This window comes from Roseofilum sp. KMC-1 (assembly GCF_057802075.1).
Window position 1 is genome coordinate 3,765,242 of sequence record NZ_CM173605.1, and the last position, 22,198, is coordinate 3,787,439.

Here is a 22,198-nt window from a genome sequence, read left to right on the forward strand (position 1 = left end):
TTTTTAAGTTCTAACTTTTAATTTTTAATCGATCATGACTCCTCTAGGTTCCGTTGTTCAAGGTTCCCTCTCTAAAGGATTAGAAGTCCGCTTGCATCCTGATGTCTCTGTGGAAGAAATGCGAGTGGGAAAATTTTTGGTGATTCAGGGCAGGCGATCGCGGTTTTTTTGCCTGTTAACTGATGTAACATTAGGAACGGCAACCCCGCGCATTCTAGCCAATCCCCCCGATCCCAATAACTTCTTTTTACAAGAAGTGTTAGCAGGCAGTAGCACCTACGGAACCCTAGAAGTGACTCCCATGCTGATGATTACCCCGCAAGAGCAGGAAATTCCACCCTCTCGTTCAGAAGCTCAATCCAATTTAGCCTCATTTTCAGCCCAAACCGCCGTTGATTTTACCCTCAAACCCGTTAAAACCATTCCCAGTCACTTTAGCCAAGTCTATGAAGCGCAAGAATTAGACTTTCGCACGGTGTTTGGTTGGGAAGATGATCCCCATCGTCATAATTTTTCCATCGGTCAACCCGTGGATATGGAGGTTCCGATTTGCATTGATTTAGACCGATTTGTGGAACGAAGTAACGGAATTTTCGGCAAATCTGGAACCGGTAAATCCTTTTTAGCTCGTTTACTGCTCTCTGGGATTATTAAACAGCGAGTGGGCGTGAATCTCATTTTTGATATGCATTCTGAATATGGTTGGGAAGCGGTTTGTGAAGGAAAAACGGCGAATACAGCTAAAGGGTTAAGACAACTGTTCCCTTCCCAAGTGCAAGTGTATACCCTCGATCCAGAATCTGCCCAACGGCGAGGCATTCGGGATGCCCAAGAATTATATTTAAGTTTTGAACAAATTGAGGTTGAAGATCTAGCTCTGGTGCAGCAGGAGTTAAATCTATCGGAGGCGAGTTTAGATAGCGCTCTGTTGCTAAAAAATCAGTTGGGCAAAAATTGGATCTTAGAACTGCTCAATATGAGTAATGAACAGATCCAAGATTTTTGTCTCGATAATAATGGTAGCAAGTCGTCGGTTACAGCACTGCAACGAAAACTCAATCGTTTGACGCAACTGAAATATTTAAGGGGAGTGACGCGCCAAAATCCTTTTGGGCAAATTCTAGATACCTTAGCTGCGGGTAAGCATGTGGTGATTGAGTTTGGTTCCCAAGCTAATTTACTCTCCTATATGTTAGCGACCAATATGATTACCCGCCGCATTCACCAATCCTATGTGAAAAAGGCTGAACATTTTTTACAGACAAAAAAATCAGGCGATCGCCCCCTTCCCCTGGTAATTACTATCGAAGAGGCTCACCGTTTTCTCGATCCAAGTATCAGTAGTCAAACTATTTTTGGTACGATCGCCAGAGAAATGCGGAAGTATTTTGTCACGCTTTTAGTCGTCGATCAGCGTCCCTCTGGCATCGATAAAGAAGTGATGTCCCAAATGGGAACCCGTGTGACTGCTTTACTGAATGATGATAAGGATATTGAAGCAATTTTTACTGGAGTTTCTGGAGCCGGAAATTTGCGATCGGTTCTCTCTAAACTCGATTCTAAACAACAAGCTTTGGTTTTAGGTCATGCCGTACCTATGCCAGTAGTGGTACAGACTCGCCCCTACGATCAAAAATTCTATACTGAAGTCGGTGAAACTGCTTGGGAAGATATCGCTGATGAAGATATTTTTGCAGCAGAAGAAGCTGCGATGAGCGATCTGGGGTTTTGATCCCTACAGCAAAATTGCCAGTTATATAGCACAATAGAAAAACGGGATCGATGGGAGAATAACCCATCAATTAGGCTGGAGATAGCAAATCAAGAATGTCGGGAGCGCCAGAGGATTGGATAGACAATTATACTATTTTCCTTCAGGAGTATCTTCAAGAGGGACAGTTGTCCCCTGGCATTGGAGAATGGGTACAAGAGGCGATCGCCACCCAAATTCCCTTATCTACCCTATCTTACTGGCATCATCAGAGTCTCTCTCAGTTTCTTCAACGGGATTTGCATCCCGAAAATTGGCCTCCCTTACTGGAAAAAGGAGCTGAATTTCAAAGCCATTGCTTAAGCCTTTATCACCAACAAAAAAAGCTCAAAACAACCGATTGTTGGCAAGTATTAGGACAAGAAAGTGCTGATATAATCTGTATTGAAGATTCTCAAGATCGGATTCTCGATATTAATCCGGCAGTGGAGCGAATTTTAGGATATGCGCCCCAAGAATTAATCGGTAAACTCGGCTTTGATTTTGTTCATCCCGAAGATCGAGCCTCCGTAATGGCGGCCTTTGCTGAACTTGCCCACCAACCCTACATTTCCCATCGGGTAGAATACCGCTTTCGTCATAAAAATGGCTCCTGGCGCTATCTTCAATCTACCGGCGCAAATTTACTCTATCATCCGAGTGTTCAAGGTATTGTAGTCTATAGCCGCGATATTACTGACCAAAAAGAACAAGAATTGAAGCTTAAAGAGCGTATCGAGTTTGAGCATTTAATCAGTAGCCTCTGTACTCAATTTATGCGTTTAGACTCTAGGGAACTCGATCAGGCCCTAGAAGCAGGGATCGGTCGTTTAGCTCAACATTATCAGTGCGATCGCGCTTACTTGTTTGACTTAGTGAGCGATCGCCAGATAGCCCAACTCTGCTATCAATGGCATCATCCTGATATTAGCCCCTTACCCCCCCTCTGGCATCAAATTCCCGTAGAATTTACCCCTTGGTGGATGAAACATCTCCAGCAAGAACAAGTCATCCCCATTCATTCTTTACAGGATTTTCCCCCAGAAGCCAAAGCTGAACATGCGATCGCCTCTGCTATGCAAACTCAATCATTGTTACTCCTTCCCCTGATCGAGAGCAATTATTTAAGGGGATATCTGGGATTTTCCACAGTTCGACAGCCTAAAACTTGGGAAAAAGATCAGATTAGCCAACTCAAATGGGCTAGTGAATTACTGGCCAATACCTTAAAGCGACAACAGGTAGAACTAAGACTAGAATATCTCCATGAACAGATGGAATTATCCATAGAACAGCGTACCCAAGAACTACAAAAAGTTAACGATCAACTCCAAGCGGAAATTCTTGAACGACACCAGATTGAAAATGCCCTGCGCCAAAGTGAAGTGCGATTTCGTCACATTTTTGAAGATAGTCCTTTAGGGATTGCTATCCTCAATCCTGAGTATGGTTTAGAACGGTTTAATCTCTCTTTGTGCCGCATGTTAGGCTACTCTACCGTAGACTTGAAATCCCTAACCTTAGTTGATTTACTCCACCCTGACGATCGCCAGTTGAGTCACACATTGCTGAATCGATTAATGAAAGGGGAAATTCCCTCTTTTCAAGTTAAACAACGCTGTATTCATAAGAGCCAAGAATTTTTGTGGGTAAAGTTGATTGCTTCAGTGATTTCCACCCCTGATTCTTTGGTGAAATCTTCGCCAATCCGTCCCACCCATGGGATCGTCATTGTCGAGAATATCACTAAGGAAAAACAGGCGGACGAAACTCTAAAGTTAATCCAATTTACCCTTAATCGGGTGATGGATTCTGTCTTGCTCCTTGACGATCGAGGTCAACTGATTTACGTCAACGATCGCGCTTGTCAGACCTTGGAATATTCCCGCAATCGATTGTTGCAGATGAATATTAGGGAAATCGATCGCTCTAGTGGCACTTACATTTGGACAAAGTTTTGGAATCAGGTCAAATCTGCTGGATTCATGCGAGTTGATTCTATCTATCAGAGCCAATCGGGTATAGAAATTCCTGTAGAAATTAATCTCAATTTCTTTCAGTATCGAGGATTAGAGTATAGCTGTGCGATCGCCCGCGATCTGCGCGATCGCCAAAAAGCCGAAGCTGCCCTAGAAAAAAGCCAACAATTGCTCGCAGCTTCTCAGAAAGTCGCTGGGTTAGGCAGTTGGGAATTTGATCTGCTCACCCAAGAAATTTTTTGGTCAGATGAAGTCTTTCGCATTTTTGGCCAAGATCCCACCTGGGATCAACCCCCAACCTATGCCCAACATATGCGACAATATCATCCCGACGATCGGAGCCAATTTCAATACCTGGTTGAGCAAGCCATTTCCGAGGGGCAAGAATACGATGTTGAATTACGAATTACTCGCGCATCCGGTGAAATCCGCACGGTTTGGGCCCAAGGACAACCCATTTTTAACGACCGGGGAGAGGTGATTAAACTCTTTGGATTGATTCAAGATATTACCACTCGGAAACAGGTAGAACTTGCTCTCAAAGACAACGAAAGGCGCTACCGTACCTTGGTTTCTCACATTCCAGGGATGATTTATCGCTGTTTACCCAATGAAGATTGGACAGTGGAATTTATGAGTGATGCCGTTAAAGAGATCATCGGTTATAGCGCAGATGAAATGATGTCTCGGATTGTACCAGGGATAGCAGACTTGCTTCATCCCGAAGATTTACCTAGGGTACAGGAGCAGGTGGAATTAGCTCTAGCCCAACAATCTCCCTTTGAGCTAGAGTACCGTATGATCGCCCGTGATGGGACGATTCGCTGGGTTTATGAGAAAGGTCAAGGAGTCTGGAATGAGCAGGAGGAGCTGCTTTATCTCGATGGTGCGATCTTTGATGTGAGCGATCGCAAATTCGCGGAAGCACAACTCAAAGCTTCCTTAGCCGAAAAGGAAGTTTTGTTACGGGAAATCCATCACCGAGTCAAAAATAATCTCAACATCATCTATAGTTTACTGGATATGCAATCTCGGCAAGTCAGCGATCCGAGCCTCAATGCGCTGTTACTCGATAGCCAGAAGCGCCTCAAAACCATGGCTTTAATTCATGAGAAGCTCTATTGCTCCAAGAGTCTCTCTCGTATCGATTTTGCTGAATATATCCATAGCTTGGTTATGAGTATTTCTGCTTCCTATCGGACGCAATCCAATCCAATTCAGTTAGAGATTGAAGCCGATCCCGTACAACTCAACATCGAAACCGCCATTCCTACCGGTTTAATCATCAACGAATTAGTCACCAATGCTTTAAAACATGCCTTTCCAGGCGATCGAGAGGGAACCGTTTGGATTAAATTCCGTGAAATTGACCATGGACAACTGGATTTAAAGATTATTGATAATGGAGTAGGCTTATCTTCTGGAATAAGTTGGCAACAGCCCCCTTCCCTAGGAATGCGTTTAGTGTCTATTCTAGCGGATCAGTTAGATGCCGATCTTCAAGTGGAAACCGAGAACGGAACCGGTTTTCACTTAAGGTTCAAACAATGTTCTTGATCGAGTTATTAAACCATGATTGATTTAGTTAAAAAAATTTTAATTGTCGAAGATGAATTAATAGTTGCTCATAACTTAGCTGATAATATCAAAGAATTGGGGTATGAAGTTTCTGGAATTGTCAAGACGGGAGAAGCAGCGATTAATCAGGTAATAAATAATCCTCCAAACTTGATCTTAATGGATATTAAGCTTCAAGGGAGTATGAGTGGAATTGAAGCTGCCCGCGCCCTTCAGGACTATGATATTCCCATTATTTATTTAACGGCTTTTAGTGACACCAAAACCTTGGAAGATGCCACGGAAACCTTGGCCTATGGATACCTGAATAAACCTGCAAAGCTAGAGGATATTAAATCGACGATTGCCCTGTCTCTAGCCAAACACCAAAAAGACCAAAGCATGAAATGCTTGTGGAATGAGCAGAAAAAGCTGAATGAGCTAAAATCTCGTTTTGTCTCGATGATTTCTCATGATTTGCGTGCCCCTTTAACTCATATTTTGGTATCCCTAGAAATTCTGCGGCAATATGGCGATGAGTTGAATTTATCTCAAAAGAGTAAGCAGTTCGACCGAATGCAAATCGCCATTAGAAATATGACTCTACAACTGGAGGAAATGCTGACTATCGATCAGGTAGAGTCCGGGAAATTGCCCTTAAATCCTGTGGCGATTGATATCGTTAAATTTTGCCAAGAGCGATTGGATTTTTTTGAGATTATTGCCGATAATAAATGTGAGTTGAAGTTTGACTACGATCGCCAAAGCTTGTGTCAATATCTTGATGAAGATATCCTTCAGCATATTTTAAATAACTTACTCTCTAATGCCATTAAATATTCTCCAGAAGGAGGAGAGGTTCGCTTGACTCTAACGACTCAACCAGATGGGGTTCTCTTAGAAGTCAGGGATCGGGGGATTGGAATTCCCGCCGAAGATCTAGAAAACCTCTATAGTCCCTTTGAACGAGCTACTAATGTGGGCAGAATTAAGGGTACAGGGATCGGCTTGTATATTGTTAAGCAAGCTGTGGAATGTCATCAAGGAACCATTGAGGTTTCGAGTCAGGTGGGAGTCGGTACAACCTTCCGGGTTCAGTTGCCTTCTTTGGAAAGGGGGAGATGGGGAGATGGGGGGTTGATTTAATCGACAAGTTACGCTATACTACAAATGAAGTCTAGGAAGGCTTGAGAGCTTTCCCATTGGGGTTTGAGGAACTCAAAGGGAAAAAATTCGTCATTCCAACCCATCGGCAAAGGTTCGGCAATCTCGATGATGAACCGAACTGACAGATCCTGGAAAATATTCGATCCTAGAGATGGAAAAGAAAAATGAGTTTCTGTAAGTCAAATAAGTAAAACAACTTAGTCTAATTGGCGTAAGAAAATAAAACTTCAAATTCACCTGAAAGGAGGAGGTATTGAAGTAGAAGTTTAACTTATCTTAGAAACAAAGCAAGTTAGATAACAGCCGGAAATTCACCCCATCTTTGAAAGAGAAGTTCAAGTTAGGGAATGTCCCAACGGAACCAGGAGCTAAAAGGTGGATGAACTGATTACTCCAGTCCGAGTTGTCAAGTTTTGGCAACGGATCGGGAACCCTAGGAATAGATACCCCCAATATAGATGTCCGGGAAGCGTCTACGACATAGAGTAGACGGTTTTTGGCTCTCAAGTTTTCAGCATTAACCCCGCTAATCCTATGCCTAAAACCATGACCAAGACACAGACTAAGACGCAAACCAAGGCTCCCACCTATACAGCAGATATGGTACGGACATACCTGCATGAAATCGGTCGTATTCCCCTGTTAAGCCATGAGCAAGAGATTGTCTTGGGTAAACAGGTTCAGCATATGATGCAGTTGATTGAAGTTAAGGAGAAACAAGAAGCCCAACTCGATCGCTCGATCAGTGACCAAGAATGGGCAGATCTCGTGCAGTTAGATCCTCAAGAGTTGGATCGGATTGTTAAGCAAGGTCAACGAGCTAAACAAAAAATGATTGAAGCTAATTTGCGTCTGGTGGTAGCGATCGCCAAAAAATACCAGAAACGAAATATGGAGTTTCTGGATTTAATCCAAGAAGGAACCCTCGGTCTAGAGCGAGGAGTGGAGAAATTTGACCCCATGAGGGGTTATAAATTCTCGACCTATGCCTATTGGTGGATTCGCCAAGCCATTACGCGGGCGATCGCCCAACAAGGTCGAACCATTCGCCTACCGATCCACATTACGGAGAAACTCAACAAAATCAAGAAAATTCAACGGGAACTCTCCCAACAACTCGGCCGCAGTGCTACTCCCACGGAAATTGCTGAGGCTTTAGATCTCAAACCGGCTCAAATCCGTGAATACCTCACCCTCTCCCGTCAACCAGTTTCCCTAGACCTACGGGTGGGGGATAACCAAGATACGGAACTCCAAGAACTCTTGGAAGATGACGGAATTTCTCCAGAACACTATGCCACTCAAGAACTGCTACGCCAAGATCTGCACCATCTGATCGCCGACCTTACCCCTCAACAACGAGAGGTATTGAACTTAAGGTTTGGACTCACCGATGGCCATGAGTTATCCCTTTCTCAAGTCGGTCAACGCATGAGTTTAAGTCGCGAGCGCGTCCGTCAACTGGAAAGACAAGCTTTAACCTACTTGCGCCGCCATCGGGGTCTGGTGCGCGAGTATTTAGCCAGCTAATGGTCTGTGGTATTTTGCCAAAACCCTCAGAAGCACCCAGCTTGAACTCAAAGAAACCTTATGGGTGCTTCTGAGGAAGTCAACCGATCCCACTGATTGATATCTATTCTTAAAGGAGGAGACTAGGGTGTTTCAATTTTTCTCATCTCAGATGCAACGCTTAACCTCAACGTTAGCTCACTCTTCAACCTTGCTAACGCCTCTGATGGTGGCTCTGATGGTCTCCTTCAATGGTTCTCCCTCCCTAGCCCAAAGGGTTTCCAACTCTGGCCAAGCCTCTGCCGAGTCTGAAAGTGTTGCCCATTTCCCAGATGGGGTTTATTTTTATGGAGAATCTCCTCAACCCGATCAGCTCGGCCAGGGCTATATGGTGTTTGAAGCCCGTCAGCACAAGCTTTTAGGAGCCTTGTATCTCCCCCATTCCTCCTTTGATTGTTTCTATGGACAGGTGGCTCCGAATCACTTAGCGATGACGGTGATTGATAGCTACGATCGCACTCTCCATCCTTATCAAATGGCTTTAGAACCGGTGGCGATCGCCTCTAGTCCAGACACTCACAACATCCAGTTTAAGCCACAAGGTATGCACCGCATTGCAGAAGTAAGGGATGCAGAGCTTGGCTATCTGGAAACCTGTCGCCAAGATGTACAACAATTAACAATTAACAATTAACAATTACAGCTCGGGATAAAATCTGATAGGCTTTGCGTTCAGCATGGCTTTGTTCTAAAACCGTTGTTAGGGTCATCACATCTTGATGAATATCATCAACGGATAGTAACTCCGCATTGGGTTCGGGAACTTGTTTAGTCATAGTTTACCTTCCGGTTTCAGACATGAATTATGCACGCCCTACCGTTTACAGAGACTTAGGTTTAACCTCAAATTCCATCCGGGAACGGTAAAAACACACATCAAATTCCATAAAAAAGTTTGTCTGTCCTAGAATCAGAGATGTATCGAGGTTTTTTGTCCAAGCAAACACTAACTGAATCGGTGGAATATCGCCAATTTGAACCACTGCCGAAAAAGGTATCGCGGGTTGCTTTCCTAAATTACCAGTCAGTTGAATGATTGCCTTGTTGTCTTCCCAGACAGCCCCTAATTGTTGTCCCATATCTAATGGCATAACGTTTACCGTTGCACCACTATCAACTAATCCAATGGCTTCAACCGTATGACCCTCTCGCCGAATAATCATGGGGATTCGCGGCAGGCTATCAAATTCATTTTGAGATGAATCAGTGGTAGAGTAACGAAATCCCATGGTCATTAAGCCTCATCACTGGACTCTATGACCTGCATCAGAATCGCCCCCGCACCAAAACTATTGTAAGGAGTTGGTAAATTATAGGCTTTACCGGGTTCTAAAGGGGCAATTTTTTCTCGTGATTCCATTTCTTCAGCCAACAAACGAATCAGTTTAATTTTGTCAAGGGGTGAAAGTTGTTTAATGGCTGGGAGTAGTTCTGTAAGTGTCATCATAAATTGAAAAAGGAGTGATTTGGACAGGGGGTTAAGTGGGACAGTTATGATTTTATCGCAAGTTTCCGCCAGAACCCCCCCTGCCCCCCTGCTCCCCCACACTCCCTCACACCCCCTCCAACCGCAGAAAATGCACCCGCCCCCCAGCATCCCCCGCCACCACCGTCACCCCATCAGCAGCAACAGCACAACCCAGAAACCCAAACTCGCCACTAAACGTCGCCACCTCATTTCCCGTTAATAAATCCCACACTTTCAGGGTGTTATCCTCTGAACCAGAAACGGCGAATTTGCCATCGGCGGTGATGGCGACTGCTCTTACCGAGTTATCATGCCCGGTGAGGGTGTGCAATTCCTGTCCCCGTGCCATTTCCCACACTTTCAGGGTACTATCCACTGAACCAGAAACGGCGAATTTGCCATCGGCGGTGAGGGCGACTGCATTTACCGAGTGATTATGCCCGGTGAGGGTGTGCAATTCCCTTCCCTGTGCCATGTCCCACACTTTCAGGGTGTTATCCATTGAACCAGAAACGGCAATTTTGCCATCGGCGGTGAGGGCGACTGCATTTACCGAGTGATTATGCCCGGTGAGGGTGTGCAATTCCCTTCCCTGTGCCATTTCCCAAACTTTCAGGGTACTATCCCCTGAACTGAATATATCTCCTGAACCAGAAACGGCGATTTTGCCATCGGCGGTGATGGCGACTGCATTTACTAAGTTATCATACCCTCTGAGGGTGTGCAATTCCAGTCCCCCTACCAAGTCCCACAGTTTCAGGGTTTCATCCGCTGAACCAGAAACGGCGATTTTGCCATCGGGGGTGATGGCTACTGCTAATACCGAGAGATTATGCCCGGTGAGGGTGTGCAATTCCTGTCCCCGTGCCAAGTCCCACAGTTTCAGGGTTCTATCCCCTGAACCAGAAACGGCAATTTTGCCATCGGCGCTGAGGGCGACTGCATTTACCGAGTTATTATGCCCGGGCGGGGTGTGCAATTCCCTTCCCTGTGCCAAGTCCCACAGTTTCAGGGTTTCATCCGCTGAACCAGAAACGGCAATTTTGCCATCGGCGGTGATGGCGACTGCTCCTACCCAGTCATTATGCCCTCTGAGGGTGTGCAATTCCCTTCCCTGTGCCATGTCCCAAACTTTCAGGGTACTATCCTCTGAACCAGAAACGGCGATTTTGCCATCGGCGGTGATGGCGACTGCTAGTACCGGGCCATTATGCCCTCTGAGGGTGTGCAATTCCTGTCCCCGTGCCAAGTCCCAAACTTTCAGGGTACTATCCCCTAAACCAGAAACGGCAATTTTGCCATCGGGGGTGAGGGCGACTGCTAGTACCGGGCCATTATGCCCTCTGAGGGTGTGCAATTCCCTTCCCTGTGCCAAGTCCCACAGTTTCAGGGTTTCATCCGCTGAACCAGAAACGGCAATTTTGCCATCGGCGGTGAGGGCGACTGCTAGTACCGGGCCATTATGCCCGGTGAGGGTGTGCAATTCCTGTCCCCGTGCCAAGTCCCACACTTTCAGGGTACTATCCCCTAAACCAGAAACGGCAATTTTGCCATCGGGGGTGAGGGCGACTGCATTTACCGAGTAGTGACTAGGCCCGGTGAGGGTGTGCAATTCCCTTCCCTGTGCCAAGTCCCACACTTTCAGGGTACTATCCTCTGAACCAAAAACGGCGATTTTGCCATCGGCGCTGAGGGCGACTGCTAGTACCCAGCCATTATGCCCGGGCGGGGTGTGCAATTCCCTTCCCTGTGCCATGTCCCAAACTTTCAGGGGATAGAACCGTGAGAACCGTGAACCAGAAACGGCGATTTTGCCATCGGCGGAGAGGGCGACTGCATTTACCGAGTCATTATGCCCGGTGAGGGTGCGAATCAGTGGCCCGCCGGGAGGGGTAAGGTTAGCGGTGAGGGGACGAAACCAGGTGTTTCCGCGCCATTGTTTTGCCTGTTCCAGTAACGCGACAATTTCAGGCTGAGAAAACGACAATAACCGCCCCAGCATTTGCTCCGCCAGTTTTGTCTTATCCCGATCTAAAATATGTGCCGATAGCCGCAACGCCCCTTGAATCAGCTTTAACGTCTGTTGTTCCGTTTCCGACACCAAGGGTAACGCCAAATCATAATCATCAATTAACGGGTTTATCCCCACAGCCTCTAACTTTTGCTCCAAAAAGCCAAAATCTGTGAGCCAAGCTACCAACCGCTGTACCTGTCCCCCCTTGGCAAAATAACTGGGTTGATGTCGGAGCAGGTGCAGGCGGTCTTCTGGTAACTGTTGCTGAATCCAATCTCCTAATTTTGTGGTCATAGGGGCGCTCCATCGGCTAAATTGTCACCCATACGGCGGTTAATCTCTTCTAGGTCAACTCCTGAATCTTTGGCTTGCTCGTTGAGAAAGTCGCTAAACGAGGCATGATAGACGCTGTAGCGAGGTTCTTCCTGAATCTTTTGTAACCGCAAAAACTGCTCCCATTCCTTCAACACTGGGGGCAGCTTCCCCAATGATTACTCCTGAGCCTCTGGAGTCGCTGGTGCTGGGGGTACAGTGGCTGTGGGTTCAGGCGCTGGAACTGGAGTGGGTAAGGGCGTTAAACCGGGAATTCCTAAATCCAGATTCGGTGCTGCGGGGGGTTGAACTTCTGGGGCACTCACCCCTGTAGGCAGGGTTGCCAAAGCGACGCGATCGCCCCCCACAGAGCGCATTAAATCCAAGATTTGGACAACATCTTCATAAAGGGCGGTTTTCGAGGCATACAGCACCATTAAGCCCTGGGGAGCTTGAATCTGATAAGCGAGTAGCCGTTGCCGCAATTGATCCCTAGGCACTAATTCCTGTTCGATATAGGTTTGCCCTACAGTATCCACACTGATGATGAGCATATCCTGCATTTGGGTGGTTCCTGTAGCAGCACGGGGCAAATCTACCGTAATCGCTTGCTGGCGCGTCAACCCCACCGCCGCTAGGATAAAAAAGGTCAAAATGCAGAAAATAACATCAATGAGGGGGATAACTTCGATCCGTACCTCTTCTGTTGGATTATCCCAGTTAATTTTCATAGTGTGGTTGCTTCTCGGTTTTCAGGTTTATTCGCTTTCGTCTAGGTGTTCGGCAACAGTCTGATAGAGATCGAGGATATGGCGATCGTCTAGATAATAATAGACTTTTCGGCCTCGTTTTTGGTAACGGACAAGCCGGTGAGCGCGGAGGGTTCGCAGTTGATGGGAAACGGCGGATTCGGTGAGTTCGAGGGTGCTGGCTAAATCACACACGCACAATTCCTCTGTGGCTAATAGGGATAGGATTCTTAAGCGATTGGGGTCTCCGAGGATACTAAAGAATTCTGCCATTTTTGTGGCTCTCCGAGGATGTAGAAGATGGGATTCTAGATCTTTGCGGTGTTCGGTGTCTAAGTCTTCGGGGGGACAGTGGGGGGAGCAGTGGGGAGAGTCTATGGGCTGGGAGAGGGGAGGTTGTGACATAGGGGAAGTAAGAATTAATGGGTGAGTGAATACACCGTTCTTGTGCTACTTATTTAAATTTAACAATATCTGAACAACTGTTCAATTATTTTATGATAACCTATGAATATCTGTTCAGATGTAAGTCAAGGAGACAAGAGTATGGCAACTGTAACCCAAATCAAATGTGCTTGTGAGTCTTGTAGCTGTATGGTTGACGAAGCGACTGGAGTAAAGAAAAACGGCCAGGTTTATTGCTGTGAAGCTTGCGCCAATGGTCATCCTGATGGTTCAGGTTGTGGTCATGAGGGGTGTAATTGTCACAAATAATCTCAAGTCTAGATAATCGATTAAAGCATCGAGTAGGGTGGGCAGGATATGCTTGTAGAAGTTGAATGATACCACTTCTTCTCCTGCCGACCCTAGGATGATGGGATATTGTATTGGCAGGAGTCAGTGTTGCTATGGCTAAACTGAAAATTCTCCAGGAAGGGCAATCCTACACCTTTCGGTCTTATTTTGAGTTGCCCTATGAAGCCGATGATATTTTAGCCGAGTTTGACTATACTCTGGTTAAATCGCGTCTCTCTCTACCCCAAACCACTCAACCCCTAGACCGTGTACCAGAACTCAAGCAACGCATTGAAGAGACTTTACCCTTTATTAGCTTGAGTAATGAGACGGCAAGACGAGAAACCCTAGTTTCCCCAGTCTTGCTAGAAACGATCCGCTATTGCCATTGTCAGATGCGGATTGAATATCCTTTAACTGTTAATAATTGGCTCAAGGGCAGTTTTGATTATCTGTTGCGATCGACTCATAATTTACTGGTGGTTGAAGCGAAAAATGATGACCTGACCAGAGGATTTACTCAATTAGCTGTGGAATTAATTGCCCTGTCGCATATTGAGGAACAAGCTGTATTGTATGGAGCGGTGACGATGGGGGATGTGTGGCGTTTTGGTCAATTGGATCGGGATCTAAAACAAGTGACTCAGGATCTGAATTTATTTAAGGTTCCTGATGATTTAGACCCCTTGCTCAAGAGTTTGTTGGGCATTTTGCAAGGGGCATAAACTCCTTATCATTCAATGAATCTTTGATGCCTTTCTAAGTTCTCATAAAGGGGAGCGATCGCCCCTTCATGTCCTTAAGGAGCATCAGAACCATCGGCTTTCACAGAACCTTTACCCAAAGTGCGGGGCGTTTTTTCCAAATAATCGCTTTCCTGATCTGACCAATATTGACGATACAATAGCTCCAATTCACTTCCAGCGCGGCGAAATAACTTAACCTGCGTAAAAATAAAGCCTTGAAATAAGCGATAAAAGGCCACAGAAGTAATCGCAATCACCAAACCCACGGCGGTACTAATTAAGGCTTCGCTGATGCCCAAAGTTACCCCACGAGTAGAAGATGTGGCTAAATCGGCAATACTAATGGAGCCGAGGGAATTAATCAATCCCAATACTGTTCCCAAGAGTCCCAACATGGGGGAAAGGGAAATCACCGCCTCTAGGATTTTATCCCCCCGGCGCATAGCCGCCAATTCATCATCGGCGGCTGCTTCTAAAGCCAACCGAAACGCCTCCGGATCGGCATTTCTTAGACGTAAAGGAGCATAGAGGAACCTGCCTGCGGGTTGATCGCTGGCGCGTCGGGCAATTTCCGGGGCCGTTCTCCAGTCTTCCCTTGCCGCTTCGAGGATTTGTCCAATCAGCTCTTTTTCCTTGGTTAAGACTGTCCACCAAAACCATAACCGTTCAATAATCGTGCTAAGGGCAAGTACGGATAAGAACAGTAATGGGCCAATGGTTAACCCCCCTTTCTCTAAAATTTCTGCGATCGTCATGGTTGCCTGATTCTCTGTGCCTAAACGCTGGGTAATGGATTGAGTGTTCTTCGATTGTCTTACATTTTAGGGTCTTCGGAGTTGATGATTGGGTTTTTATGGGCCATTGAAGCAGGTGAGGAAATCCTTACCCGCATTTAGGATAAGAGTTTGCCACAATAGAGTCAATGAGAGAAAGAGATCTTATGAGTAATCCCATTCAATCCCTGTATACCTGGTATCGAAACATGATTCGGAATCCCCAATATCGCTGGTGGATTATTCTAGGGACATTGGTTTATATTTTCAGTCCCCTAGACATCTCCCCCGATGTATTTCCGATCGCCGGTCAAATTGACGATGTAGCCGTTATGGTCATTTTGCTCTCCGAGGTCTCCCAACTGATTTTAGACCGAGTGAAAGCCAAAGCATCCTCCACTGCTGCCTCTTCGGGGGAAGGAACTGAACCCCAAAATACCGTTGATGTAGATGTCATTTCCCTAGATTAGTCCCCTAGACCAAGGGATGGGTGAGAGCCAAAATCCCCTATCAAGAGACGGTTATCAGCATAATAGGGTAGTATCTAGGAACCATCTGGGCAAGGGGCAAAACTGGGAGAATTGTCAGGAGCCACACGATCGCCATTAAAATCAGGATCTAGAGTTGATATCAACCCTAGATATTTATTGGCCATTCCTAGACACAACCCTATGATCACCCTAACCCCCTCCACCTGTCGCCGTCTTCAACAGCTACCTCAACCAGGAGAGAGTATTTGGGAAGGAGAACGCCGCGCTCTACCGATTTCACTACGGCCAGGATCGGGCCCGAGTGGGTCTCCTCCTGAATGCATTTTATGGGTGGATGGCTCAGAAGGGGCAGTCAGATCAATGGAAATGGTAAATTCTCAAGTTGGCCCAGAGGCAATTGTCCGAGCATTGATCAAAGCAATGGAAGCACCCTCAGCTCCTAGTCAACCCAGCCGGCCCCAAAAAATTGTAGTCTGCGATCGCGAAATCCAATTTTATCTCCGAGGCGTATTGCAAAACCTCGATATTGTCATTGAATATCGGCCCCAACTCCCCCTCATCGATCATCTCTTTGAACAGATGGCCCAAGAAGTGGCCCAACATCCCCCCCAAATCGCTCCAGAATATCTAACTTCGCTATCCAAAAGCGCCAAAAAAATTTGGCAAATTCAACCCTGGCAAACCCTAGCCGAACATCAAATTCTCTCTGTACAACTGAATCAATGGGACATTGAAAACTTTTATGTGTCGATCCTGGGAATGCTCGGTGAAGAATACGGAATTTTGCTCTACCGTTCCCTCGACTCTCTCAAACAATTTCGTCAAGCAGTAATTGACCATAACACCATGGAAGACATAGAAACAGCTCTGTTTCATCAAGACTGTTTTTTTGTCACCTTCGACCTAAAAGACGAGTCTCCCTTCGCCGATTTAGCTGAAGAAGAATGTATTCTAGATCTGCTCTCTTGGTCAGAAATTGAACCCTCTTTTGGCGTAATTCATCCCCTCGAAGGCTTACGCACTACCTTATATGATCGAGAACCGGTAGCCATAATGGTTGCCCTAGAAGCCTTACATCGATTCTTCAAATCCACTCGGAATTCCCTGGATCTAGAGAATTTTACATCTGTCGAGCAACGCTATCGCATTTCTCCCCCCAAAACCGATGAAGATCAAAAATCTTCCTTATTGGTTAAAGTGGAAACCCTGCCCGAAGTTGCCCTAGAACTCGATGCCATGATGAAATCTTCAGAAGCGAATGAAGAAGATAAAGAGGTCAATTTCCCCCTAGTACAAGATGATTTGATTCCGGAAAATGCCCTCTGTCGTCTGGATATTCTGTCTTGGGAAACTTGGGAAATTATTCATAAAAAAATTGAGTTTCATCCTGCTGCACCAGAAGAAATTCGAGGTGTGGGACAAGGATTACCTATAGTTATTATTCAAACCAGTAAACAGAATGCCAAGATTTTAATTCAGGATTTAGAACTGTTTGATGGCTTGTATGGCATTGGATTTAATTTAGGAGAAGATCCCTATACAGAAACTACATTAGATCTGGGGATTCTCCAAACTGGAGATGGAGATTTATACTTATTTGATGAATTTGAAATCACTTCTGCACACCAGAAAAACCGAGAAAATTGGGAAGCTCAGTGTCGTAAAACTCAAGGCTATTGTGGTTTAATTATTGCCATGGGGATGAGAGGTGAATCCCGTGGTAATCCTCAAGCAAAAGATATGTTAGCCTTATTTGAAGCCAAATTTTTGTCAGTTCAGGATCTAAAATTAGGGATTTTGCAGAAAAATCGGTATTTTTTGTAAAAAGCTGTGAATGAGCCATGTTTCCAGCTTGGGTTAGCGTACTTTTAGTCTTATCCATTCTGGGGGGATTGATGATGCTGTTGCGAAGTTATCAGCGTTGGAGATCTCCCCATCCGGAATGGGTGCGTAAATTGCTTCATGTGGGGATGGGGTTGGTTACCTTGAGCTTTCCCTGGTTATTTGATTCTCCGTTGCCGGTGATCGGTTTGGCTATGGGGGCGATCGCCTTTTTATGCAGTATTAAGTTTATCCCTTACTTTCATCAACAGTTGGGTAGTGTCACTGATGGAGTGGGTCGTAGCTCCTGGGGGGAAGTCTATTTTCCCTTATCGGTTGCCATCGTTTTTACCTTGTCCCAAGGTAATCTCGTCTACTATCTGATTCCAATGCTCCTGCTTACCCTCGGAGATGCAGTCGCAGCCCTCATTGGGGTTAGCTATGGATTACACACCTATAGTACCTCAGAAGGACGTAAAAGCGCGGAAGGTTCGATCGCCTTTTTCACCGTCGCTTTTTTAAGCACCCATATTCCCTTACTATTGCTCACGAATACAGGACGCGCTGAGAGCTTATTAATTGGCGTAATTTTAGGCTTGCAGGTGATGGTATTAGAGGCGATCGCCTGGGAAGGGTTGGATAATCTATTTATTCCTGTCGGCGGATTGATCATGTTACAATTATTTCTGCCAATGAATATCCCCGATCTCAGTTTTCGACTCATGCTCACCCTGATTGTGGGGATCTTAACCCTGAGTTGGCGACATCGAACCACCCTCAATGATAGCGCCGTTTTAGGGAGTGCTTGGTTTGGATATTTAACCTGGATATTAGCCGATTGGCGCTGGTTTATTCCCCCGGTTATTTTGTTTCTAGCCTATTGTTTGCTCTGTCCCTGGACTGCACAATACCGGGAACGTCGCCATGATATGCGTGCTGTATTGAGTATTGGCTCGACAGGAATTTTATGGTTATTGGTGGGTAAAATCATGGGTGAACCCCTGTATTTTTATCCCTATACCCTGGCATTTGCGGCTCATCTAGCCATCATTGATATTGCCACACCCGAAACTCATCTTCAATTGCCCAATGGAGCGTTTATCGGGCGTTCTGTCGTGAAGGGCTGGGGGTTAATTTTTGTACCCTTTCTCTGGATTGAAGGGTGGGCAGGTGAGGCGATCGCCTACGCTGGAGAAGGATTCGTTACCCTGGGATTGATTGCCATTGCCTTTGCTACCCTACAAGCCAATTACCGAGATCTGGATGAAACTTGGATGTGGATCGGGCGATCAGCGATCGTTGCCTTGGGATCGGCGATTAGTTTAAGCATTTTGGTAATGGGTAATAGGTAATAGGTATTTTTCTATGTACGAATATCGTTTAATCCAGAAAGCCTCTGAGCTAGAAACCTTAGCCAGTCTCGATGGAATTACTGCTTTAAGTTCAAGCCTTTTTAGCCAACATCAACCCGATCTCCATCTGGCAGTTTTGCAGGATCAAATATTAGTGGCTCGCTGTTCACTCTGGTGGAAAAATGCGCCAACATACAACCAAGAAACCTTGGGATTAATCGGTCATTATTCTGCTCAAGACGATCGAAGCGCTCAAGCTTTATGGAGTCATAGCCTAGAGATTTTAGCCCAACAAAATTGTACCTTAGCTGTTGCGCCCATGGATGGCAATACCTGGCGCACTTATCGCTGGATTACAGAGCGAGGAGAGCATCCCCCTTTCTTTCTGGAACCCGATAATCCTAATAACTATGTGGAACAGATTTTACAAGCTGGATTTACGCCCTTAGCTTGCTATTATTCTGCCCTAGTCACCGATTTAAATCAGGGCGATCGCCGCTTAGAGCGAGTGGGCGATCGCCTGAAAAAACTCGATATCAAGATTCGCCCCCTTAATTTAGAAAATTGGGAGCAAGAATTGCATCAAATTTATCAAGTGTCTAGGGTTGCATTTAAGCAAAATTTCTTATATACCCCCCTTTCTGAGTCCGAATTCATGGCCCAATATAACCCTGTCCGTGCCTATATTAACCCAGAATTAGTATTATTAGCTGAACAGAGAAAAAAAATTGTTGGTTTTTTATTTGCTCTTCCGGATTTTTGCTTAAGACAACGGAAGCTACCCATAGATACCCTCATTCTTAAGACAGTGGCTATATTACCCCAAAGAGACTATGCGGGACTCGGAAGTTTGCTGATTTTTCAATGTCATCAAATTGCCCAAAAATTAGGCTATAAATCGGTAATTCATGCTCTGATGTATGAGGGCAATTCATCCTTGAACATCAGTCAACGATATAGCCAACCCATACGTCAGTATACCCTATTTGCCAAAGCTATTTAGATCGCATATACTTGGGAATAAATTTCCCTGCAACTTTAATTGAAATTAATTCAATGGTTTTACTCCACCCCTTATCATCCCGCTTAAGAACACTATGCCGTACTTAATCTACGCTCCCCATAGTCAGGATGAAAAACTCTATGAATTACGTTGGGGAACCAATACCCTAGGGCGATCGCTCGATAATACGATCGTGATTAGTCATGCTAGTATTTCTCGCCATCATGCAGAAATTAACTGGACACCTAGTGGTGTAGAGATTTGCGATCTCCAGAGTAGTAATCATACCTTTATTAATGAAAGTAGAATTGAAAAAAAATGGCTCAAAGATAAGGATATTATTCGTTGCGGAAAAGTGGGATTTCAATATCGAGAGCAACTGGAAGTGGTGGAAGAAGAAACAGGTTTAGAACCAGGAGAAAATCGCACCATTATTAAAGAATTCTCGGTCAATCAAAACCCTGGGGGAATGCCTGAATTATTATCGGATAATGAACGATCTTTATCCTTACTGAAATTGCGAGAGCAAGATCAACAAAAGCGCAAAGAAGATAAGCTTAAAGTTTTGTTAGAAGTGGGTAAACAGCTTTCTTATCCAGAAAGATTAGATAAATTACTCAAGAAAATCTTAGAAATTCTGTTAGATTTAATGCAGATCGATCGAGCGGCAATTTTATTGATTAATCCCCAAACTCAAAAACTGCAAGTTAAAGCGGTTAATTCTCGACCTGGTATTCACGCAGATTATCAGTTTTATAGTAAAAAAATTACTGATTTTGTCCGTGAAAAGCAACAAACCATTATGACAGCAGATGCCCAAATCGATCGTCGGTTTAGTGATTCGGATTCGGTTATTAGTCAATGTATTCATGCTTCCATTTGTGCCCCTCTCAAACCCCGCGATACAGTAATTGGGGTGTTATATGTGGATAATTTGTCCTTAGCCAATGTTTATTCCGATGAGGATGTAGAATTTTTAACAGCTTTGACGAATCAGGCGGCGATCGCCATCGATCATAGTCAACTGTATCAAAAAATGGAATCTGAAGCCGTCTTGCGGGACAAACTAGAGCGGTTTTTCCCCAAAGCTGTCAGCCGTAAACTGCGGGAAGAAGGCAACCTCAATAAAATTGTCGATACAGAAGTTACCGCCTTATTTTCCGATGTCAGTCAGTTTACTCAGATGTCTTCCCTCATGTCTCCCCGCGCAGTCATTGAAATGCTCAATGAATATTTCGGCATGATGGTGGAAGAAATTGTATTTCCCTACGAAGGAACCCTAGAAAAGTATATTGGAGATGCCTTAGTGGCGGTTTGGGGATCACCTTACCAACGAGAGGATGATGCAGAACGAGCCGTTAAAGCGGCGATTGCCATGCAATGGGCAGTCAGACGGCTGAATATCCAGCGTCAACGCCGTAATCATCATCCCATTCATATTCACATCGGCTTAAATACAGGACGAGTCGCTTCTGGAAATATTGGTACAGAACGGCTCATTCAATATGCCCATATTGGTGATACGATGAATGTAGCTAGTCGCATTTGTAGTGAAGCGAAAGCCAATGAAATCCTCATTTCTGCCAGCACTCTAGCCCAACTCAAGTCCAAGAAAATCCCTGTAGAGTGTTTACCTCTTGTACAAGTCAAAGGCAAAAAAGATCCCCTACAAGTTTATCGTGTTCTTTGGGAAGAAATACCCTATCAAGACACCTTAAATGTAGAGGAAAATGCAGAGGGAGCCAGCGAAATTTAAGCCATGAGTTTCTTTTATTTTCCCCCTATCTCCCTATCTCCCCTATCCCCCCATCACAGCGCAAAGCGCTGTAATTTGACGGATGGGAGCATCACCGTTACCCTGTAAAAATGTCCATAACTTGGCGAGTTTGACTGTGAAAAAGATTTGGCTTTTGTGCCTTACCCTAACCGTAATCGGTTTATCCCTTCTGATCCCTCCTTCCGCAGATGCTAAAATTTCTCCTTGTCCCTCCCGTCCCCCTCAACTGAGAAGCCCTCTAGAATGCCAGATTGCGATCGCTGATTTACATCCCACACAACCCGTTGTAGGTGAGTATCAAGTGCAATATCAAGTCGCTTCTTTAAAGGTAATTGAGCTTGGAGAATCTACTGAATATGCCAGTGTTGAAGATTATGTAAAGGATGAAAAAGTACCGGTTGTTTTAGGGCCAGGCAATCAATTTTATATGGTCGATTCTCACCATACCATGAGTGCAATTTGGAACTATTATCAGGGCGATCCGAACATTCAGGTAAATATTGAAATTATCCAAGATTGGCGGCATAAACCGGATTTTTGGTCAGCCATGCAAGCCAATAATTATACCTATCTGGGAACTCCTGGGAATCAGATTAATCCTGAAGATTTGCCCCAGAATCTGGGTGAATTGAAAAATGATCCCTATCGAGCCGCAGTAGGAATGGCACTCAATTGGGGATTTTTTGAGCGACCGCAAGGGGAAAGAATCTTTTTCTATCAATTCAAATTAGCGGATTGTTTGAAAGAGTTTGGTTTAACTTTACCCGATGAGATTAATCGTTCCCATATTTATCAAACCCTGGCGATGATTCACGATCCTGAGTATACCTATGGCAACAGTTCTACCTGTAAAATTCCTCGACCTCAAGAGTTGTCTTTAGAGGAAATTGCGGCAAAACTGGAATAAGAAGTAAGGATGTTTACCACAGAGCCGC

At 45.1% G+C, this 22,198-nt stretch carries 21 protein-coding genes; 13 read left to right on the forward strand and 8 right to left on the reverse strand.

What is annotated here, in order from left to right; genetic code table 11:
* Nucleotides 1-34 precede the first annotated feature (34 nt).
* From AC3FZD_RS17260 to AC3FZD_RS17280, 5 genes are all read left to right on the forward strand, one after another.
* Nucleotides 35-1,732 (forward strand): helicase HerA domain-containing protein, encoded by a 1,698-nt coding sequence (locus AC3FZD_RS17260; RefSeq protein ID WP_488737210.1) that lies wholly within the window; start codon nucleotides 35-37, stop codon nucleotides 1,730-1,732.
* Nucleotides 1,733-1,827: 95 nt separating this feature from the next.
* On the forward strand, nucleotides 1,828-5,286 hold the full coding sequence (locus AC3FZD_RS17265; protein ID WP_488737211.1) for a PAS domain-containing protein: 3,459 nt from the start codon (nucleotides 1,828-1,830) through the stop codon (nucleotides 5,284-5,286).
* Between the two features lie 15 nt (nucleotides 5,287-5,301).
* The gene (locus AC3FZD_RS17270) at nucleotides 5,302-6,432 is read left to right on the forward strand and encodes a hybrid sensor histidine kinase/response regulator (RefSeq protein ID WP_488737212.1); all 1,131 of its coding nucleotides are present in this window, start codon (nucleotides 5,302-5,304) and stop codon (nucleotides 6,430-6,432) included.
* A 567-nt stretch (nucleotides 6,433-6,999) separates the two neighbouring features.
* Nucleotides 7,000-7,983, forward strand: coding sequence for an RNA polymerase sigma factor, RpoD/SigA family (locus tag AC3FZD_RS17275; protein WP_488737213.1), 984 nt, complete (start codon nucleotides 7,000-7,002; stop codon nucleotides 7,981-7,983).
* 151 nt (nucleotides 7,984-8,134) lie between these two features.
* The gene (locus tag AC3FZD_RS17280; protein WP_488737214.1) at nucleotides 8,135-8,656 is read left to right on the forward strand and encodes a hypothetical protein; all 522 of its coding nucleotides are present in this window, start codon (nucleotides 8,135-8,137) and stop codon (nucleotides 8,654-8,656) included.
* Here the strand turns inward: AC3FZD_RS17280 and AC3FZD_RS17285 are convergent.
* The 7 genes from AC3FZD_RS17285 to AC3FZD_RS17315 all read right to left on the reverse strand — a co-directional run bounded on the left by AC3FZD_RS17285 (nucleotide 8,646) and on the right by AC3FZD_RS17315 (nucleotide 12,970).
* The gene (locus tag AC3FZD_RS17285; protein WP_488737215.1) at nucleotides 8,646-8,798 is read right to left on the reverse strand and encodes a hypothetical protein; all 153 of its coding nucleotides are present in this window, start codon (nucleotides 8,796-8,798) and stop codon (nucleotides 8,646-8,648) included. The two genes, AC3FZD_RS17280 and AC3FZD_RS17285, sit on opposite strands and share 11 nt — an antisense overlap.
* Nucleotides 8,799-8,843: 45 nt before the next feature.
* Nucleotides 8,844-9,251, reverse strand: coding sequence for a hypothetical protein (locus AC3FZD_RS17290; RefSeq protein WP_488737216.1), 408 nt, complete (start codon nucleotides 9,249-9,251; stop codon nucleotides 8,844-8,846).
* A 5-nt stretch (nucleotides 9,252-9,256) separates the two neighbouring features.
* Nucleotides 9,257-9,469 carry a hypothetical protein gene (locus AC3FZD_RS17295; protein WP_006621148.1) on the reverse strand — a complete coding sequence of 71 codons (213 nt, stop codon included), beginning with the start codon at nucleotides 9,467-9,469 and terminating at the stop codon, nucleotides 9,257-9,259.
* Nucleotides 9,470-9,575: 106 nt separating this feature from the next.
* A complete protein-coding gene (locus tag AC3FZD_RS17300) occupies nucleotides 9,576-11,798 on the reverse strand; it encodes a hypothetical protein (protein ID WP_488737217.1) in 2,223 nt (740 codons plus the stop codon).
* Entirely contained in the window at nucleotides 11,795-11,974 is a 180-nt protein-coding gene (locus tag AC3FZD_RS17305) for a hypothetical protein (protein WP_488737218.1), read from the reverse strand. Before AC3FZD_RS17305 ends, AC3FZD_RS17300 begins: the two co-directional genes overlap by 4 nt.
* Before the next feature lie 21 nt (nucleotides 11,975-11,995).
* Nucleotides 11,996-12,547, reverse strand: coding sequence for an ExbD/TolR family protein (locus AC3FZD_RS17310; protein ID WP_488737219.1), 552 nt, complete (start codon nucleotides 12,545-12,547; stop codon nucleotides 11,996-11,998).
* Nucleotides 12,548-12,574: 27 nt separating this feature from the next.
* A complete protein-coding gene (locus AC3FZD_RS17315; protein ID WP_488737220.1) occupies nucleotides 12,575-12,970 on the reverse strand; it encodes an ArsR/SmtB family transcription factor in 396 nt (131 codons plus the stop codon).
* A gap of 141 nt (nucleotides 12,971-13,111) precedes the next feature.
* Here AC3FZD_RS17315 and AC3FZD_RS17320 point away from each other — a divergent pair, with 141 nt between their 5' ends.
* Both AC3FZD_RS17320 and AC3FZD_RS17325 read left to right on the forward strand, forming a co-directional pair.
* Nucleotides 13,112-13,279, forward strand: coding sequence for a metallothionein (locus AC3FZD_RS17320; protein WP_488737221.1), 168 nt, complete (start codon nucleotides 13,112-13,114; stop codon nucleotides 13,277-13,279).
* A 134-nt stretch (nucleotides 13,280-13,413) separates the two neighbouring features.
* The gene (locus tag AC3FZD_RS17325) at nucleotides 13,414-14,025 is read left to right on the forward strand and encodes a hypothetical protein (RefSeq protein ID WP_488737222.1); all 612 of its coding nucleotides are present in this window, start codon (nucleotides 13,414-13,416) and stop codon (nucleotides 14,023-14,025) included.
* Nucleotides 14,026-14,099: 74 nt separating this feature from the next.
* On the opposite strand, the gene AC3FZD_RS17330 is transcribed toward AC3FZD_RS17325, so the two are convergent.
* Nucleotides 14,100-14,801: a MotA/TolQ/ExbB proton channel family protein gene (locus AC3FZD_RS17330; protein WP_488737223.1), complete on the reverse strand. Its 702-nt coding sequence runs from the start codon at nucleotides 14,799-14,801 to the stop codon at nucleotides 14,100-14,102.
* Nucleotides 14,802-14,986: 185 nt separating this feature from the next.
* On the opposite strand from AC3FZD_RS17330, the gene AC3FZD_RS17335 reads away from it, so the two are divergent.
* From AC3FZD_RS17335 to AC3FZD_RS17360, 6 genes are all read left to right on the forward strand, one after another.
* Nucleotides 14,987-15,289, forward strand: coding sequence for a YkvA family protein (locus AC3FZD_RS17335; protein ID WP_488737224.1), 303 nt, complete (start codon nucleotides 14,987-14,989; stop codon nucleotides 15,287-15,289).
* 201 nt (nucleotides 15,290-15,490) lie between these two features.
* Nucleotides 15,491-17,134 carry a DUF6930 domain-containing protein gene (locus AC3FZD_RS17340; protein ID WP_488737225.1) on the forward strand — a complete coding sequence of 548 codons (1,644 nt, stop codon included), beginning with the start codon at nucleotides 15,491-15,493 and terminating at the stop codon, nucleotides 17,132-17,134.
* A gap of 17 nt (nucleotides 17,135-17,151) precedes the next feature.
* Complete coding sequence (locus AC3FZD_RS17345; protein WP_488737226.1) at nucleotides 17,152-18,483, forward strand: diacylglycerol/polyprenol kinase family protein; 1,332 nt, start codon at nucleotides 17,152-17,154, stop codon at nucleotides 18,481-18,483.
* Nucleotides 18,484-18,496: 13 nt separating this feature from the next.
* A complete protein-coding gene (locus tag AC3FZD_RS17350) occupies nucleotides 18,497-19,486 on the forward strand; it encodes a GNAT family N-acetyltransferase (protein ID WP_488737227.1) in 990 nt (329 codons plus the stop codon).
* 94 nt (nucleotides 19,487-19,580) lie between these two features.
* The gene (locus tag AC3FZD_RS17355; RefSeq protein ID WP_488737228.1) at nucleotides 19,581-21,242 is read left to right on the forward strand and encodes an adenylate/guanylate cyclase domain-containing protein; all 1,662 of its coding nucleotides are present in this window, start codon (nucleotides 19,581-19,583) and stop codon (nucleotides 21,240-21,242) included.
* Nucleotides 21,243-21,324: 82 nt separating this feature from the next.
* Nucleotides 21,325-22,170, forward strand: coding sequence for a ParB/Srx family N-terminal domain-containing protein (locus AC3FZD_RS17360; RefSeq protein ID WP_488737229.1), 846 nt, complete (start codon nucleotides 21,325-21,327; stop codon nucleotides 22,168-22,170).
* Nucleotides 22,171-22,198: the final 28 nt, after the last annotated feature.

What these genes read in the sequence shown, in the direction of transcription:
- AC3FZD_RS17270 (WP_488737212.1), top strand. Translation starts at nt 5,302, where the DNA reads ATGATTGATTTAGTTAAAAAAATTTTAATTGTCGAAGATGAATTAATA.
- AC3FZD_RS17330 (WP_488737223.1), bottom strand. Translation starts at nt 14,801, where the DNA reads ATGACGATCGCAGAAATTTTAGAGAAAGGGGGGTTAACCATTGGCCCA.
- AC3FZD_RS17345 (WP_488737226.1), top strand. Translation starts at nt 17,152, where the DNA reads ATGTTTCCAGCTTGGGTTAGCGTACTTTTAGTCTTATCCATTCTGGGG.
- AC3FZD_RS17285 (WP_488737215.1), bottom strand. Translation starts at nt 8,798, where the DNA reads ATGACTAAACAAGTTCCCGAACCCAATGCGGAGTTACTATCCGTTGAT.
- AC3FZD_RS17350 (WP_488737227.1), top strand. Translation starts at nt 18,497, where the DNA reads ATGTACGAATATCGTTTAATCCAGAAAGCCTCTGAGCTAGAAACCTTA.
- AC3FZD_RS17320 (WP_488737221.1), top strand. Translation starts at nt 13,112, where the DNA reads ATGGCAACTGTAACCCAAATCAAATGTGCTTGTGAGTCTTGTAGCTGT.
- AC3FZD_RS17300 (WP_488737217.1), bottom strand. Translation starts at nt 11,798, where the DNA reads ATGACCACAAAATTAGGAGATTGGATTCAGCAACAGTTACCAGAAGAC.
- AC3FZD_RS17310 (WP_488737219.1), bottom strand. Translation starts at nt 12,547, where the DNA reads ATGAAAATTAACTGGGATAATCCAACAGAAGAGGTACGGATCGAAGTT.
- AC3FZD_RS17340 (WP_488737225.1), top strand. Translation starts at nt 15,491, where the DNA reads ATGATCACCCTAACCCCCTCCACCTGTCGCCGTCTTCAACAGCTACCT.
- AC3FZD_RS17355 (WP_488737228.1), top strand. Translation starts at nt 19,581, where the DNA reads ATGCCGTACTTAATCTACGCTCCCCATAGTCAGGATGAAAAACTCTAT.
- AC3FZD_RS17295 (WP_006621148.1), bottom strand. Translation starts at nt 9,469, where the DNA reads ATGATGACACTTACAGAACTACTCCCAGCCATTAAACAACTTTCACCC.
- AC3FZD_RS17325 (WP_488737222.1), top strand. Translation starts at nt 13,414, where the DNA reads ATGGCTAAACTGAAAATTCTCCAGGAAGGGCAATCCTACACCTTTCGG.
- AC3FZD_RS17280 (WP_488737214.1), top strand. Translation starts at nt 8,135, where the DNA reads ATGCAACGCTTAACCTCAACGTTAGCTCACTCTTCAACCTTGCTAACG.
- AC3FZD_RS17275 (WP_488737213.1), top strand. Translation starts at nt 7,000, where the DNA reads ATGACCAAGACACAGACTAAGACGCAAACCAAGGCTCCCACCTATACA.
- AC3FZD_RS17315 (WP_488737220.1), bottom strand. Translation starts at nt 12,970, where the DNA reads ATGTCACAACCTCCCCTCTCCCAGCCCATAGACTCTCCCCACTGCTCC.
- AC3FZD_RS17265 (WP_488737211.1), top strand. Translation starts at nt 1,828, where the DNA reads ATGTCGGGAGCGCCAGAGGATTGGATAGACAATTATACTATTTTCCTT.
- AC3FZD_RS17360 (WP_488737229.1), top strand. Translation starts at nt 21,325, where the DNA reads ATGGGAGCATCACCGTTACCCTGTAAAAATGTCCATAACTTGGCGAGT.
- AC3FZD_RS17290 (WP_488737216.1), bottom strand. Translation starts at nt 9,251, where the DNA reads ATGGGATTTCGTTACTCTACCACTGATTCATCTCAAAATGAATTTGAT.
- AC3FZD_RS17335 (WP_488737224.1), top strand. Translation starts at nt 14,987, where the DNA reads ATGAGTAATCCCATTCAATCCCTGTATACCTGGTATCGAAACATGATT.
- AC3FZD_RS17260 (WP_488737210.1), top strand. Translation starts at nt 35, where the DNA reads ATGACTCCTCTAGGTTCCGTTGTTCAAGGTTCCCTCTCTAAAGGATTA.